This is a genomic window from Intrasporangium sp. DVR, assembly GCF_040365325.1.
GTDB lineage: Bacteria > Actinomycetota > Actinomycetes > Actinomycetales > Dermatophilaceae > Intrasporangium.
Genome location: NZ_BAABZW010000005.1, coordinates 507,133 through 522,026, shown reverse-complemented (window position 1 = coordinate 522,026; position 14,894 = coordinate 507,133). Strand labels below are relative to the sequence as shown.

Sequence of the window (14,894 nt, the reverse complement as noted above, 5' to 3'; positions counted from 1 at the left end):
GGTCCGTGCGGCGCTCCCGAGTCCCTGCGCCCGCCCGCCGGGACGGTGTCAACCGTGTCCCGGCGGGTCGAGCGCGCGGTGCCCATCTCGAGCATCAGCCGAGGGCCTGGACGTCGGCGACGAACTTCTCCCACGAGGCCTCGGGCGTGGCCGAGCCGTCCTCGATGCGGGTCAGGGCCTGCTGCATCGCGTCGTTGATGGGGAAGTACTTCGGGCCCTTGAAGGGGCTGACGGTGACGGCCTTGGCGCGGTCGGCGAAGATCTCTCCGGTGGGGGCGTCGTTGAAGAACGGCACGGTGACCGAGGCGAGGTCGGGGCTGTCGAGAGCAGCCTGCTGGCTCGGGAAGGCCCCGACCTTCTTGAAGGCCTTGATCTGCTGCTCAGGCGCGGTCAGCCACGCGGCCAGGGCCTTGGCCTCGGCCTGGTGCTTCGACTGCGTCGGGACGGTCAGGTAGGACCCACCCCAGTTGCCGCCGCCACCGGGGAAGGTGTTGGCGACGTCCCAGCCCTTGACGCCCTTGGCGTTGCCCTCGATGACGCCGACCATCCAGCCGGGGCAGAGCATCGTCGCGAAGCCGTCGTCCTGGAAGCTGGCCACCCAGTCGTCGCTCCACTGCTGGAGCTTCGCGGAGAGTCCGTCGGTGATGCCGGCCTTGACGACGGCGTCGTAGGTCGCCTTGACCTGGGGGTTCGTCGTGGCGATGACGTCCCCCTCGGGGGTCTCGTAGGCGGTCTCGACTTGGTTGACCATGCCCTGCCAGGTCGCGCCTAGGCTGTCGAACCACGGGACGTCCGACTTGGCGGCGAACTGCTTGCCGGCCGCGAAGTAGCTCTCCCACGTGGTCCCGATCAGCTGGGCGACGGCGTCGCGGTCGGAGGGCAGGCCGGCCTTCTTGAAGAGGTCGCCGCGGTAGCAGATGGCCTCGGGCCCGACGTCGGTGCCATAGCCGATGAGCCGTCCCTCACCGTCCGTCGCCGCCTTGGTCTTCCAGTCGAGCCAGCGGCCAGCCGTGTCGGCGGACGTGAGGTCGACGAACTTGTCGGAGTACTGCATCAGCTCGGGGAGCCAGTCGACCTCGACGGCTTCGATGTCCGAGAGGCCGGAGCCGGCGGCGAGACGGGTGTTGAGGTTGTCGCGTGCCTCGTTCGAGGTGGCCGCCTTCTTGTGTTCGATCGTGACGTTCGGGTGGGCGGCCATGTACTCGGTGATGAGGTCCTCGTAGCCGAACTGGTTGAACGTCGCGAGCTTCAGCGTGACCGGAGCGGATGCTCCCCCGGTGGAGCCCGAGGTGGAGCCGTCCGCGTCTGCGCTGGATCCGCAGGCACTGAGGGTGAGCAGTCCGACGGCGATGGCGGCGAGCGCCTGGAGGCGGGTGGTGCGGGTTGTCATGGAGAGCTCCTTCGGTCGCAACCCAGTGTGGAGGCGGTGCTTCGGAGCGCTCTCCGTGGAGGTGTGAGAGCGCTCTCACGGATGACAATGAAGCCAGCCGGAGCGGCCGTCAACACTCGTTACCAATCCGTGACCTACTCCGGTGCGGCTCCTCCCCACCTCGAGTGGCCCCACCGTCCCCAGACCTCCCACCTCGACTGGCCCCACCGTCCCCAGGCCGTATGCCGCTGGGCTGGCTCCCGCGGCCCACCCCGACCTCGAGTGGCCCGGTTGTCCACAAGCCCCCGCCGGCGGATGCGTTGTCAACAGGCTGCCGCGTCCCCGCCGCGCTCGTGCGGAACACGCAGAAGGCTTCTCGCATGATGACCGGCGAACTGAGGATGATCGACCAGCTCCGTTGCCGCCAGGACCTGCTCGCGCGATGCAGGGCCCTCGCCGAGGACCTGCCCGCCGACTGCGCCTTCTCCCACACGACGGCGCTGCGCCTCCAGGGCCTGCCGATGTCGTATGCGATGGAGGAGGACGAGCGGATCCACGTCGTCCGCCCGATCACCAGCTCCCGGATCAAGCAGCCCGGAATCGTCGGACACCGGGCGCTGCACCCGCGCCACGTCGTCCTCGATCAAGGGGTGCGAGTCGTGGGTCTGGCCGACACGTGGGCAGATCTGGGCGAGTTGATCGGTCGGGGCAAGCCGGTGGGGCTGGACGACACGATCGTTGTGGGTGACGCGGTCGCGACTCGGCTCGGCTCGTCCGACCCACTCGCCCGCGCCCTGGCTCGGCGCAATCGGCCGAGAGGGAAGCGCACGCTCGGCGAGGGGCTCGAGCTCGTCCGCGTCGGCTCCGCCTCACCCGGAGAGACCCTCTCGCGGATCATGCTCGTCCGCTGCGGCGTGCCGGAACCTCGTCTCAACGTCCCGATCTGGTCGACGAGAAGCCCGGGCGTGCTTCTGGGAGTGGGGGATCTGGTCTGGGTCATCCGCCGCGAGGCGCCACTTCGCGACATCAAGGTGATCGGCGAGTACCAAGGCGCAGCGTTCCACTCGAGTCCCGAGCAACGGGCCCGTGATGTGGTTCGTCTGCGTGGATTCGTCGGGGATGGTTGGCAGGTCGAGTTCATCTGGAATGCCGATCGCGACTCGCCCGATGCGCGCCGCCTGACGGTCGTCCGGTTCGCGACTGCCCTCGAGGTGGACCGTGCATCATTGAACCTCGCCGCCTGCGAGCCTCGCTTCTTCTCCACGCACGCCATGCAGCTGGCAGAGCAGCGCAGCGCGAACTGGCTGATGCGTTCGTCCTGACGGTTGTGGACGCGCGGGCCACTCGAGTGGGGGGAGAAGCGAGGAGCCCGCCCCTTCGATCTCGTCGCCGAACTGCGACCGAAGGAGCGGGCCTGCCCTCGACTCGGTGACCGACAGGGGAGGAGATCACCGAGCCACTCAGGAGCAACTCACATGACGACTATGACCCCGCGACCTTAAAGAACGCTGGGAACGCGTTGCGGACGCGGGGCTCGCGCAGCTTTCCGGGGAGATCTCCATCACAGGGAGCCGTATGCCGCTGGGCCGGCTCTGCACGCGCGTGGCCTCAGGCGCCGGTGACCATCCACGCGTCCTGGCGCGCGCGCCAGCCGAGCACCACCGCCCGGAGGGTCATCCAGGCCGTGAACGCGAGCCAGAGCACGACGATGTCGCGGGCCGCGGAGTCGCTGGGTCCTCGCGCCCGGACCGCGAGGACGAGGGGGACGTAGCCGACCAGGCTCACCACCTGACCCCAGGCCAGCCACCGACCGTCTCCCGCACCGATGAGCACCCCGTCGAGCACGAAGACGTAGCCGGCGACGGCCTGCCCCAGCCCGACGACGACGAGGGCGGCGGCGAGTGCCGTGCGCACTGGCTCGTCACTCGTGAAGAGGGGCGGCAGGACGCTCTGGAGCGCGACCACGACGAGCCCGATGGCCAGTCCGCCCCATACGCCCCACTGGACCATGGTCCGCATGGTGACCCGCACTCCGTGCCGGTCACCGGCTCCGAGCGAGCGCCCGACGATGGCCTGCGCGGCGATGGCGAGGGCATCGAGAGCGAAGGCGAGGAAGGACCACACGGTGAGCGCGACCTGGTGTGCGGCCAGCGGCACGTCTCCGAGCGACGCGGCGGCCCACGTCGTCAGCAGGAGGGCCGCCCGGAGCGCGAGGGTGCGGATGAGGAGCGGCACTCCGGTCCGCGCGGCCGCGAGGATGCGCCCGGGATGGGGGTGCAGCGACGCGTCGCGCACCCGGGCCTGGCGCAGGAGGACGGCGACCAGTCCCGCGGCCATGCCTGTCTGCGCGAAGACCGTGCCCCACGCGGATCCTGCGATGCCCCAGGCGAACCCGTAGACGAAGACGACGTTGAGCACGACGTTGGCACTGAAGCCCAGCACCGAGGCGATCAGAGGCGTGCGGGTGTCCTGCAGGCCGCGGAGCACGCCCGTGACGGCGAGGATGCCGAGCATCGCGGGAAGGCCCAGCGACGAGATCCGCAGGTAGATCGTGGCCTGGGCGATGACCGCCTCCGAGGCCCCGAAGAGGGCGCAGATCGGCTCGGCGAACACTGCGACGAGAGCGGCCGTGACGATGCCCAACCCTGCAGCGAGCCAGAGCCCGTCAACCCCGGCGGTGATGGCGGCGCGGACGTCGCCCGCCCCGAGCTGGCGTGCGACGACACTCGTCGTGCCGTAGGCGAGGAAGATGAAGACGCCTGCGGCCGTGAGCAGTGCGGCGCTGGCGACTCCGAGGCCGGCGAGCTCGGCAGTCCCGAGGTGTCCGACGATCGCGGAGTCGGCCAGGAGGAAGAGCGGCTCGGCGATGAGGGCCAGGAAGGCCGGGACCGCGAGGCGCAGGATCTCCCGACGGTGGCTGACGGCTTCGCTCATGCTTGGGCCCCCACGTGCTTGAGGGCCTCACGACGGGAGAGGCCCGACAGGTCGGGATGCTCGTCGACGAAGCGGCGGACCCAGTCGGGGTCCCATCGCGCATGATCCCGAAGCGCCCAGCCGATCGCCTTGCGGCTGAAGAACTGCGGGTCGCCGATGTTCGGCTCGATGACGTCGGCGAGCAGGTCCTGGTCGACCCTGTCCTTGGCACCGACCTGGCACAGGAGCGCCGCCCGACGCACCCAGAGGGAGTCGTCCCGGGCCCAGGCCCGCATCCTCTTGGCCTCGACGTCGGGCGCCGCCAGCAGGGTCGGGCGGACGAGGTGGGTGGCGATGTCGTCGACCACGTCCCACCAGCCGCCGGCTCGGATCAGCCCCTTCCACAGCGGCATGGCTGCGGAGTCGACCCAGGACCGGTAGGAGGCGTGCTTGGCGAGGGCCAGCGCGGAGTACCACTCCTCACGGTGGCGCGCCTCGAGCCACAGCGTGGAGATGGTGGCCGCCCACTGATCTCGGGACGACATCCCCAGAGCGGGGTCGCGCAGGACCGGGCGGAGGGCGGCGGCGAGCCGGGCGGAGGTCAGGCCACGGAACGGCATCGCGGACTTCATGTACCGCTGTTGCCCCGCGGCTCGCACGGGGTCGGCCCCCTGCTCCAGCGCAGCCCGCACGGCGGCGATCAGCTCGCGGTGCGCTCCGGTCCGGCCCATGCGCGCCAACCTAGCCGTCCACACCGACGCGGTGCCGACCCAGCAGACGCACGGCTGCCCCACCCCCATACGGGGAGTGGGGCAGCCGGTGCGCCACGACGGACGTGGCGCTCGAGTCAGCCGGCCCGGTAGGCCGTCCACATCGAGGAGATGCGGCTGGACTGGTCGGGGGTGAACTGGTTGTAGCAGGCGTCGTAGCTGTAGTCCATGTAGTTGTGGATCGGGTCGAGGCCGGGCAGCGAGCACGAGTCGCGTCCCTCCGGGCAGCCACTCGTCGAGGAGCCCTGGGCCGGGGTGTCGGCGACCTCGTCGTTCGTCGTCGTGCAGCCGCCCTGGAACGTGTGGTACAGCCCGAACCAGTGGCCCGCCTCGTGCGTCGCGGTCTTGCCCTGGTTGTAGTTCGCGATCGAGCCGCCCGGGAGCGAGTCCCAGTGCACGCGGATGCCGTCGACCGAGGCGTTCTTGCTGTAGTCCCACGGGAACGTCGCGATCCCGAGGTAGCCGAAGTCGACGAGCCAGATGTTGAGCGCGTTGGCGCCGCCCTGCCGAGTCTTGGCCCGGTAGGTCGTCGACTGACGGTCCTTGTGCCACTGGTTGTTGTAGTAGCGGTCGACGCCGGCGAGGGTGAAGGTGAAGCCGGTGTCGGCCGCCGCGGTCGACTCGCGCCCAGCGAAGTTCTCGTTGAGCTCGACGATCTGAGCGTCGATCTGTGCCTGCGTCACGTCGCCCTCACCCGAGGCCGAGGCCATCACGTGGAAGTAGACGGGGACAGTCCCTGACGCGAGCGCCGTCTCGGCGCCGAGAGTCGGCTGGCCCTTCGCCTTGAGGATGGCGTTGGTGCGGGACTCGATGGCGCGCTGCTCGGCGGCCGAGATGTCGCGGTGGTCGCGGCCGTAACCACCACGGGCAGCGTCGGACTCGTCGGAGTGCGTCTCCGGGACATAGCACTCGGCAGAGGCGTCGGCGACGGCCAACGGCCGGGCCTGCGCGGGGGCGGTCAGGCCGAGGGTGGCGAAGGCCAGGGCACCGACGGCCGTGGCCGAGGCGATGCGAAGGGTGCGGGTCATGCGCATCTGGGGTGATCCTCCCGTCCGGGCCGCGGGGTCAGCGGCCGACGCCCGACATCCTGACGGAAGGTCGGCAGATCCGCGCGCTGAAATGGGCGTCAGCGGGTGCGCAGCGTGATGAGGGGGATCTCCGGGGGCGCGAGGACCCGCACGGGCGGGCCCCAGGCGCCGGCGCCGCGGGACGTCAGGACGGGCACGTCGCCGACCGGCTCCAGCCCGTCGAGCGTCGGCTGCTGCAGTCGCACGAGGACGTTGAAGGGCCAGAGCTGCCCGCCGTGCGTGTGGCCGGAGAGCTGGAGGTTGACGCCACGACCCTTGACGAGCTCGGCCATCTTCGGCTGGTGGGCGAGGAGCAGGGTGGAGACGTCCGGGTCGACCCCCGCGAGCGCCGCGTCGGCGTCAGGACCGTCGGTGCGCCCACCGGACGGGTCGGGCATACCCGCGATGGTCAGGCTGCCCCCGCCGGCCTCCACGGTGACGTTCTCGTTGTGGAGGACCTCGATGCCGAGGTCGTGCCACTGGTGCGCCCACTTCTCCGGCTCGCCGGAGATGACCTCGTGGTTGCCGTCGACGCCGTAGACGCCGAGTGCCGCGTCGAGTCGACGCAGCGCCTCCATGTCCGCCCCCACCTGCGAGACCTTCCCGTCGGCGACGTCGCCGGCGATGACCACGAGGTCAGGCTGCTCGGCGTTGACGAGGTCGACCACCCGCTCGGTGAAACGGGCGTCGCGGACCGGCCCGACGTGGAGGTCCGAGATGAGCGCGATCCGCAGCCCGTCGAGTGCGTCCGGCACGAGGTCGTTGGTGATGGTGACAGGCGTGATGGCCGGCTCCGCCGCCTCGCCCAGCCCGTAGCCGGTCGTCGCCAGCGCCACGACCACCACGGCAGGAGCGCCGGCTCGAAGCACTGGGCGTCGCAGGTCACGCCGCCCGGCCAGCCGCATCGGCAGGATCACCAGTCCGAGCACGAGCGTGCCCACGATGAGGTACCAGACGACGGCCAGCCAGGTCATCCCGAGCCAGCCCAGCCAGCGCGTCCCGTCGGGGTCGATCGTCCCGCCCTGGATGAGGAAGGCGAGGACGACGGCCACCCACCCGACAGCGAGGACGACAGCGGCGGCGAGCTGAGCGGCATACGGCCATTGCGGGCTGACGAAGAGTCGACGGTGGAGGGACCAGGTCACCGCGGCGAGGAGCACCGCGACGACGGCGACGAACACGGACACGGGGACAGGGTCTCAAACGCTCGCGCTCGCCGGCCGAGCGCCCCTCTCCGCTGGCGCTAGGCGAGTGTGCCGAAGCGGACGGCGTTGCGTGCGCGGGCTCTGGCGCGCTCGGCCTCTCGGTCCTTCGGTGGGGCACTCGTCGTCAGATGGTCGAGCAGGTGCTGAGTGGCGTGAGCCACGGCGTCGACCGCCTCGTCGAACGCCGCCTGGTTGGCCAGGCTCGGCTTCGTGCTGCCGCTCACCTTGCGCACGTACTGGAGGGCCGCCGCCCGCACCTCCTCACTCGTCGCGGGAGGCTCGAAGTTGTGGAGCTGTCGGATGTTGCGGCACATGGATCGAGGGTAGACGCGCGGTCCTCCGCCAACAACGCTGCGCAGGGGACGTCCCCTCGAGTGGCCCTTCGGTCCACAGGAGCCGGAGCCCTCGTCGTCCGGGGACGGCGCACAGGCCCCTGGCCATTTCTGTCCACAGGGCGTGGACGGACGTTTGCGCAGGTCGCTGGCGTGGTCCCGGCACCGGATCCACATGGGGGCCACAGGGGTCCGCACATCTTGTCCACAGCATCCGACGGCGTGTCGCGCCGCTGCCTCCACAGGTTATCCACAGGGCAACACGGCCAGGTGCGAGTTCGCGTTGTGACGACTTCCCCCGTGCCTCTACGGTGGGGCCTGCTTCGCTGGATCGTCGAGACCGAGGACCTCCCCCTCGCCCGGGTCACGACCCCAGCGCAGGGTCGGCGTGCCGTGAAGTGTGATGTCGGTGGCGCATGGTGCAGTTGTGGTCAGGGGTAAGACGTCGTCACGGAAGGGGAGCGAGTGTCGCTCGATGAGTTGAGCACGAGTGCGTTCGCCACCACCGCGCGCGAGGGCGGGCCCCCGGACGACCGCCTCCCGCCCCAGGACGTCGGGGCGGAGCAGTCGGTGCTCGGCGGCATGCTCCTGTCCAAGGACGCCATCGCCGACTGTGTCGAGCAGCTCAAGGGCACGGACTTCTACCGGCCGGCGCACGAGCTCATCTACGACGCGATCCTCGACCTCTACGGCCGCGGCGAGCCCGCCGACGCGATCACCGTCGCCGACGAGCTGACCAAGCGCGGGGACCTGGCCCGGATCGGTGGCCAGGCCTACCTGCACCAGCTGATCGCGTCGGTGCCGACGGCGGCCAATGCCGGCTACTACGCGCAGATCGTGGCCGAGCGCGCGGTGCTGCGCCGGCTCGTCGAGGCCGGCACCCGCATCGTGCAGCTCGGCTACGCGCAGGGGGGCGGTGACGTCGAGGACATCGTCAACGCCGCCCAGGCCGAGGTGTACTCCGTGGCCGACAAGCGCGGTGGCGAGGACTACCACGCCATCGGCGACATCCTCGAGGCGACCGTCGACGAGATCGAGGTGGCCTCTGGCCGGTCTGGTGAGATGACCGGGGTGCCAACCGGATTCACCGACCTCGACACCCTCACCAACGGCCTGCATCCCGGTCAGATGATCGTCATCGCCGCCCGTCCCGCGATGGGCAAGGCCCTCGCCCTGAACACGCCGCTGGCGACGCCCGGCGGCTGGACGACCATGGGCGCCGTCGCGGTGGGGGACGAGGTGCTCGGCGCCGACGGCCGAGCCACCCGGGTCGTGGCGGCCACCGAGGTGATGGTTGGACGGCCCTGCTACGAGGTCCAGTTCTCGGACGGGTCGCTGCTCGTCGCCGACGAGCAGCACCAGTGGTCCGTCCGCCTGGACGGGCTCGCGACTCGCGTGCTGACGACGGCCGAGGTCCTGGCCGCCATGCAGAGCGGTCACGTCGTCACGGTCGAGCGGGTGCCCAGCGGTGGTGATCCTCGAGTCACCTTGGCGCTGTGGAAGGTCGATCGCGTCGAGGCCGTGACATCCGTGCCGGTCAGATGCATCGAAGTTGCGGCTGCCGACCACCTCTACCTGGCCGGCCGGGCGATGGTCCCCACGCACAACTCCACCATCGGTCTCGACATCGTCCGGTCGGCAGCGATCAAGCACAAGATGGCCGCCGTCGTCTTCTCTCTCGAGATGAGTCGCACCGAGATCACGATGCGTCTCCTCTCGGCCGAGGCTGGCATCCAGCTGCAGCACATGCGCAAGGGCACCATGCGCGAGGAGGACTGGACACGGCTCGCCTCGACCATGGGCAAGGTCTCGGATGCGCCTCTCTTCATTGACGATTCCCCCAACATGTCGCTGATGGAGATCCGCGCGAAGTGTCGGCGACTCAAGCAGCGGCACAACCTGCGGATCGTCGTCATCGACTATCTCCAGCTGATGACGTCGGGCAAGCGCGTGGAGTCCCGCCAGCAGGAGGTCTCCGAATTCTCTCGGGCACTCAAGCTGCTCGCCAAGGAGCTCGAGGTCCCCGTCATCGCGATCTCCCAGCTCAACCGTGGCCCCGAGCAGCGCACGGACAAGAAGCCGCAGATGAGCGACCTTCGTGAGTCAGGGTGTCTCACCGCGGACACCCGGATCATGCGTGCCGACACGGGCGCCGAGGTGACCCTGGGGGAGCTGTTCGCTTCCGGGGCCAGGGATGTCCCTGTGTGGGCGCTCGACGAGAAGCTGCGCTACGTCGAGCGACACCTGACGCACGTCTTCTCCACCGGCACGAAGCCCGTCTTCACGATGACTCTCGCGTCGGGCAAGACCCTCCGGGCCACCGACAACCACCCGTTCCTCGCCTACGACGGTTGGCGACCCCTGGCAGACCTGCGGGTGGGCGATCGCATCGCCGTGCCGTGGCACGTCCCGGCGCCGGAGCAACACGAGGCGTGGGAGGACTCCCGCATCATCCTCCTGGCCCACCTGTTGGGCGATGGGTCGATGCTCGCGCGTCAGCCGATGCGCTACGCGAGCATTCATGAGGACAACGTGGAGGCGGTGTCGAAGGCCGCGCTCACCTTCGGTGTGGCGGCGGTTCGGGACGACGCCCCCGCATCGGGGGTGACCACCGTGCACCTGCGGGCGCCGTTCCGGCTCACCCACGGAAAGCGGAATCCGGTTGTGGAGTGGCTCGACGGGCTCGGCGTCCTCGACAAGCGCAGACACGAGACGTTCGTCCCTGCGCCGGTCTTCTGCGTTCCGAAGCGACAGATCGCCCTCTTCCTGAGGCACATCTGGGCCACAGAGGGATCGGTCACGCTGAACCGCAACGGGCGCGGTGGCCGCATCCGCTACACGTCGTCATCTCGGCGGCTGGTCGATGACCTTTCTCGGCTGCTGCTCCGGTTCGGGATCTCCACGCGGCTCCGCGTTCTCCGCAAGCCGGGATTCCGTCCCCGCTACACGCTCGACGTCTCGGGCAGCGACAGCCAGCGGCGCTTCCTCCAGGAGATAGGGGTGTCGGGAGACCAGGGCGCCCGGGCCGAGAAGCTGCTGGGGGTCATTCGTGACGCCCAGGCGCACACCACCGTCGACACCATCCCCGAGGGAGTCTGGGAAACCGTGCGCGAGGTCATGTCCGACCAGGCCATGTCCACTCCCGCTCGTCAATCGCCTCCCGGAGCGAGCGACAACGGTGCCGGGGTCGAGGGGCAGGCACCGGCCCGCGAAAGGCTCGCGCGAGTCGCAGCGGTCCTCGACACCGCCGAGCTGGAGCTCCATGCGGTCAACGACGTCTGCTGGGATGCGGTGGCCAGCATCGAGCCCGCCGGGCTCGAAGAGGTCTTCGATGCCACGGTGCTCGGCACCCACAACTTCATCGCCAATGGGATCGCCGTCCACAACTCGATCGAGCAGGACGCCGACATGGTGATCCTGTTGCACCGCGAGGCGGCCTACGAGAAGGACTCGCCCCGTGAGGGGGAGGCGGACCTCATCGTCGCCAAGCACCGAAACGGTCCGACCGACACCATCGTCGTCGCCTTCCAGGGCCACTTCAGCCGGTTCACCAACATGGCGACGAACTTCTGATCTCCTGCTCGGCGAGCGGCAGCCTCCGCCCTGTCGGACCCGCAGCGCCCACTCAACCCGCAACTCCGATGTCGGGCACCAGGCACAGGTGATCCCGGGCCACAGGTGCTCAGGCGGTTTCGTCGACAACCAGTACCTACCCGGCGAGGTGCCCCCATCTCGAGGAGAGCTCGCGCCATGGGGCGGCGTCGGCGACCCGGCCACCCTCGAGGACGACCACTCGGTCGGCCTGGGCCAGCGCGGCCGCCTTGCTCGTCGCGCCGATGACCGTCGCCCCGTTGGACCGCAGCGCCGCCCAGAGCTCGATCTCGGTGGCCGCATCGAGGGCGGACGAGACGTCGTCCGCGAGCAGCAGGTCTGCCTCGCAGGCGAGTGCTCGGGCGAGCGCCACCCGCTGCACCTGCCCCCCGGACAGCCGGACCCCGCGATGGCCGACCAGGGCGTGCGTGCCCCCGGCCTCGGTGACGTCCCGCTCCATTCGTGCCGTGGCGAGGGCCGGCTCGACGCGCCGGTCGGCGTGGTCGAGGGCGACGTTGTCGCTGAAGCTGCCGGACAGCACGCGCGGCACCTGGGCGATGTGGGAGACGCGGCCGGGCCTCAGCTCGATCTCGGGGTCGGCGAGGGGTCGGCCGTTCCACAGCACGAGGCCGGTGTGCGAGGTCAGGCCGGCGAGCGAGGAGAGCAGGCTGGACTTGCCCGAGCCGACCTGGCCCAGCAGGAGCACGAGCTCGCCGGCGTTGACGGTGAGGTCGACGTCCTGCACGCCGATGGTGCCGTCGTCGTGGACCGCGGTCAGGCCCTGCAGGGTGAGGGTCCGCAGGGGCTCGGACGGCCCGGGGCTCGGCTCGTCGGCGGTGCCGTGCACCAGGTCCATGCCCGGTGGCAGGTCCATCAGGTCGCCGCCGCCGGCGAGCTCGCTCGTGGCGTTGAGCCACGCCCGCACGCCGGGCGCCTCCGTGACGACCGAGCCGGCGACCCGGCCGAACCAGTCGAAGCCGCTGACGGCATTGGCCACGAGCAACGTGGTGGCGAGCGGCCAGGTGCCGTGGAGGAAGCCGGCCCAGGCAGCCACGACTCCGCACTGGACCATGACGATGGGCACGCCGTCGAGGAGCGCCTGCACTCGGTGCTCGCGAACGGCGGCGTCGACTCGGCCGCCGTCGACCGTGCGCAGGTGCTGGTGCACCTGGGGGGTGGCAGCGGCCAGCTTGACCGTGCGGATGGACTCGAGCGCCGAGACGAGCGATCTCCCGAAGTTGGCCCTGGCCGTCGAGGCGGCCGCTGCCGACCGCCCGGCCACCGGTCTGCCCAGGGTCGAGGCCAGCGCCGAGGTGATCATCACCACGAGGAGGACCGCGCCGGCGAGCCACGTGCCGGCGATGACGGCCGTCATCGAGGCGACGACGAGACCGTTGACGAAGTCGACCCAGCGGTCGGTGTAGCGGGCGAGGCGGTCGGCGTCCATCGTGCGGGCGACCACCTCCCCGGGTGGGGTGCGCGCGAGCCGGCGTTGCGCGGTCTGGCCGGCCAGCACCGTGGCGCGCACCCGGAGCCGCACCTCGATCCACCAGTGGGGATAGGTCCGGAACGCCTGGGACAGGAAGAGCGGACCGACGACGAGAGACAGGACGAGGGCCGCGGTGAGCCAGCCGGGGTTGGCACCCCCCTGCAGGCCGGTGACGACGAGTCCCCAGAGCCACCCGGTGACGGCGCCGAAAGCCCCGGTCAGCGATGCGAGGAGGAAGAGGAAGGCGCCCAGCAAGCCCCACTGCGGCTGGATGCGCACCGCGTGGAGCACCTGCCGGGCGAGGCTCGGAGTCGGCGCGAGCACCGGAGGAGGCGGTGGGTCGGTGCTGCGGCGGACCGAGCCGATCGCCGTGTCGGCGTGGTGGTGCTCCTCCACGGCCACCTCATGGGCGGCTGCCTCGAGGAGGCGGCGGAACGGCCCGTCCGCGTCCGCCAGTCGGGCGCGCGGGCCCTGCTCGATGACGCGACCAGACTCGAGGACAGCCACGTGCTCGGCCCGCTCGGTCGTCGAGAGCCGGTGGGCGACGAGGATTCCGGTGCGACCCGAGATCAGCCGATCGGCGGCCCGGACCACCCGGGCCTCGGTGACCGGGTCCATGCGGGCGGTGGCCTCGTCCAACACGACGACCCGGACGTCCCGCACGAGCAGCCGGGCGAACGCCACGAGCTGCTCCTCGCCCGCCGAGAGGGTCGTGCCGCCGGGCCCGAGCATCGTGTCGAGGCCGTCGGGCAGGCCGGCCACCCACTCCGTGAGTCCCAGCTCGGCGACCGCAGCCTCGACCCGCGCGCGAGGCACGTCACCGAAGAGCGTCATGTTCTGCGCCAGGGTGCCCGCGAGCACCTCGGTGCGCTGGGTGACCACGCCGACTGCGGCCCGCAGCTGCTGGAGGTCGAGGTCGCGCACGTCCGTCCCGCCGAGCAGCACCGAGCCGCGGGGCGGCTCCACGGCGCGCGAGAGCAACGACGCGAGGGTCGACTTGCCGGAGCCGGTCCGTCCGACGAGCGCGCAGGTGTGGCCCGCCGGGACCACCAGGTTGACGTCGCGCAGGGCGAAGGTGCCCGTGCCGTAGCTGAAGGCCAGGTCGTGGAACTCCACGTCCAGCGGGCCGTCGTGCAAGGGCAGTCCCCCGGTCGGCTCCGCCGGGGAGGCCAGCATCGCCCGCAGCCGCAGGACGGCGCCGAAACCCTCCTGCAGGTCGGGCAGGTGACGAGCCAGCATGTCCACGCTGCCGACGAACATGGTCGTGACGAGGAAGAGCGTGACGAGCCGGGCGGTCGACAGGTCACCGGCGACGACGAGGGCCGTGCCGACGACCGCGACGGCCGCCAGCGCGCCGTGCAGCAGGCCGCCGCTGCGTCGGGTGATGCGGACCTCGACCTGCAGGACCTTGTCGAGGGCGGCATGGACCCGGGCGGCCATGCGGGCGTTGCGACGCAGCACGTGCTGCTGGCCGAGCGCCGTCCGCAGGTCGTCACGGGCGGCGATCCCCTCCTCGGTGGCGGCCGCGTGATCGGTCCACGCCGCCTCCTCGACGACCTTGCGCTCGGCCACCTGCGGAAGGAGGCGCCGGACGACCCAGAACGTCGCCACTCCCGTCAGCGGGAAGAGGAACGCTGCCGGCCACCACGCGAGGCTGGCGACCACCCAGAGCGGGCCGGAGGCGAGGAGCGTCCGCACCGCCTGCCACACGCCCCAGCGCATCAGCTGGCCGACCTCCCAGGTGTCGTCGTCGATGCGGTCGAGCACCTCGCCCACGGCCTGCTCGGACAGCTCGGAGAGTGGCTGGGCCATCGCCGCGTCGAGCAGGTCGGTGCGGAGCCTGCCCTCGGCGCGGTCGCAGACCACGGCCCAGATCGTCTTGGCGGCCGTGTCGATGACGGCACCGCCGACCACACACAGCGCCAGGAGGACCACCAGTGTCGAGGTGGCGTGCTCGGCGAGACGGCCGGCGACCATCGAGCCGAGCGAGGCGGCGACGGCGCCGAGCAGGGACATCGTGAAGCTGACGACGGTGAGCGGACGGCGCACCCGGCGCCAGTCGACGGGCACCCGATGCGGCGGCACGCCACCCGCCCCGAGGGTGGCGTCCTGGATCGCACCTCGGGACTCGTCCTGCCCCACTCTGGTCACCGTCACA

The 14,894-nt window shown here is 70.8% G+C and carries 9 protein-coding genes; 2 read left to right on the top strand and 7 right to left on the bottom strand.

Going from position 1 to position 14,894, the window contains the following annotated elements:
- Positions 1-94: 94 nt before the first annotated feature.
- Entirely contained in the window at positions 95-1,390 is a 1,296-nt protein-coding gene (locus ABWV20_RS06970; protein ID WP_353354107.1) for an ABC transporter substrate-binding protein, read from the bottom strand.
- A 359-nt stretch (positions 1,391-1,749) separates the two neighbouring features.
- On the opposite strand from ABWV20_RS06970, the gene ABWV20_RS06965 reads away from it, so the two are divergent.
- On the top strand, positions 1,750-2,691 hold the full coding sequence (locus ABWV20_RS06965) for a hypothetical protein (protein ID WP_353354106.1): 942 nt from the start codon (positions 1,750-1,752) through the stop codon (positions 2,689-2,691).
- A 286-nt stretch (positions 2,692-2,977) separates the two neighbouring features.
- Here the strand turns inward: ABWV20_RS06965 and ABWV20_RS06960 are convergent, their stop codons facing one another.
- The 5 genes from ABWV20_RS06960 to ABWV20_RS06940 form a co-directional block, all read right to left on the bottom strand.
- The gene (locus tag ABWV20_RS06960) at positions 2,978-4,303 is read right to left on the bottom strand and encodes an MATE family efflux transporter (protein WP_353354105.1); all 1,326 of its coding nucleotides are present in this window, start codon (positions 4,301-4,303) and stop codon (positions 2,978-2,980) included.
- A complete protein-coding gene (locus ABWV20_RS06955) occupies positions 4,300-5,013 on the bottom strand; it encodes a DNA alkylation repair protein (RefSeq protein WP_353354104.1) in 714 nt (237 codons plus the stop codon). The genes ABWV20_RS06960 and ABWV20_RS06955 overlap by 4 nt, the downstream gene beginning before the upstream one ends.
- 116 nt (positions 5,014-5,129) lie before the next feature.
- Positions 5,130-6,080 (bottom strand): zinc metalloprotease, encoded by a 951-nt coding sequence (locus tag ABWV20_RS06950; RefSeq protein WP_353354103.1) that lies wholly within the window; start codon positions 6,078-6,080, stop codon positions 5,130-5,132.
- A gap of 98 nt (positions 6,081-6,178) precedes the next feature.
- The gene (locus ABWV20_RS06945) at positions 6,179-7,306 is read right to left on the bottom strand and encodes a metallophosphoesterase (protein WP_353354102.1); all 1,128 of its coding nucleotides are present in this window, start codon (positions 7,304-7,306) and stop codon (positions 6,179-6,181) included.
- Between the two features lie 56 nt (positions 7,307-7,362).
- Entirely contained in the window at positions 7,363-7,638 is a 276-nt protein-coding gene (locus ABWV20_RS06940; protein ID WP_353354101.1) for a DUF2277 domain-containing protein, read from the bottom strand.
- Positions 7,639-8,121: 483 nt separating this feature from the next.
- On the opposite strand from ABWV20_RS06940, the gene ABWV20_RS06935 reads away from it, so the two are divergent.
- Entirely contained in the window at positions 8,122-11,229 is a 3,108-nt protein-coding gene (locus ABWV20_RS06935; protein WP_353354100.1) for a replicative DNA helicase, read from the top strand.
- A gap of 136 nt (positions 11,230-11,365) precedes the next feature.
- Here ABWV20_RS06935 and ABWV20_RS06930 read toward each other — a convergent pair whose 3' ends face one another.
- Entirely contained in the window at positions 11,366-14,887 is a 3,522-nt protein-coding gene (locus tag ABWV20_RS06930) for an ATP-binding cassette domain-containing protein (RefSeq protein WP_502901764.1), read from the bottom strand.
- Positions 14,888-14,894: the final 7 nt, after the last annotated feature.

Coding starts and splice junctions, on each gene's coding strand:
- ABWV20_RS06970 (WP_353354107.1), bottom strand. CDS start 1,390: ATGACAACCCGCACCACCCGCCTCCAGGCGCTCGCCGCCATCGCCGTC.
- ABWV20_RS06965 (WP_353354106.1), top strand. CDS start 1,750: ATGATGACCGGCGAACTGAGGATGATCGACCAGCTCCGTTGCCGCCAG.
- ABWV20_RS06960 (WP_353354105.1), bottom strand. CDS start 4,303: ATGAGCGAAGCCGTCAGCCACCGTCGGGAGATCCTGCGCCTCGCGGTC.
- ABWV20_RS06955 (WP_353354104.1), bottom strand. CDS start 5,013: ATGGGCCGGACCGGAGCGCACCGCGAGCTGATCGCCGCCGTGCGGGCT.
- ABWV20_RS06950 (WP_353354103.1), bottom strand. CDS start 6,080: ATGACCCGCACCCTTCGCATCGCCTCGGCCACGGCCGTCGGTGCCCTG.
- ABWV20_RS06940 (WP_353354101.1), bottom strand. CDS start 7,638: ATGTGCCGCAACATCCGACAGCTCCACAACTTCGAGCCTCCCGCGACG.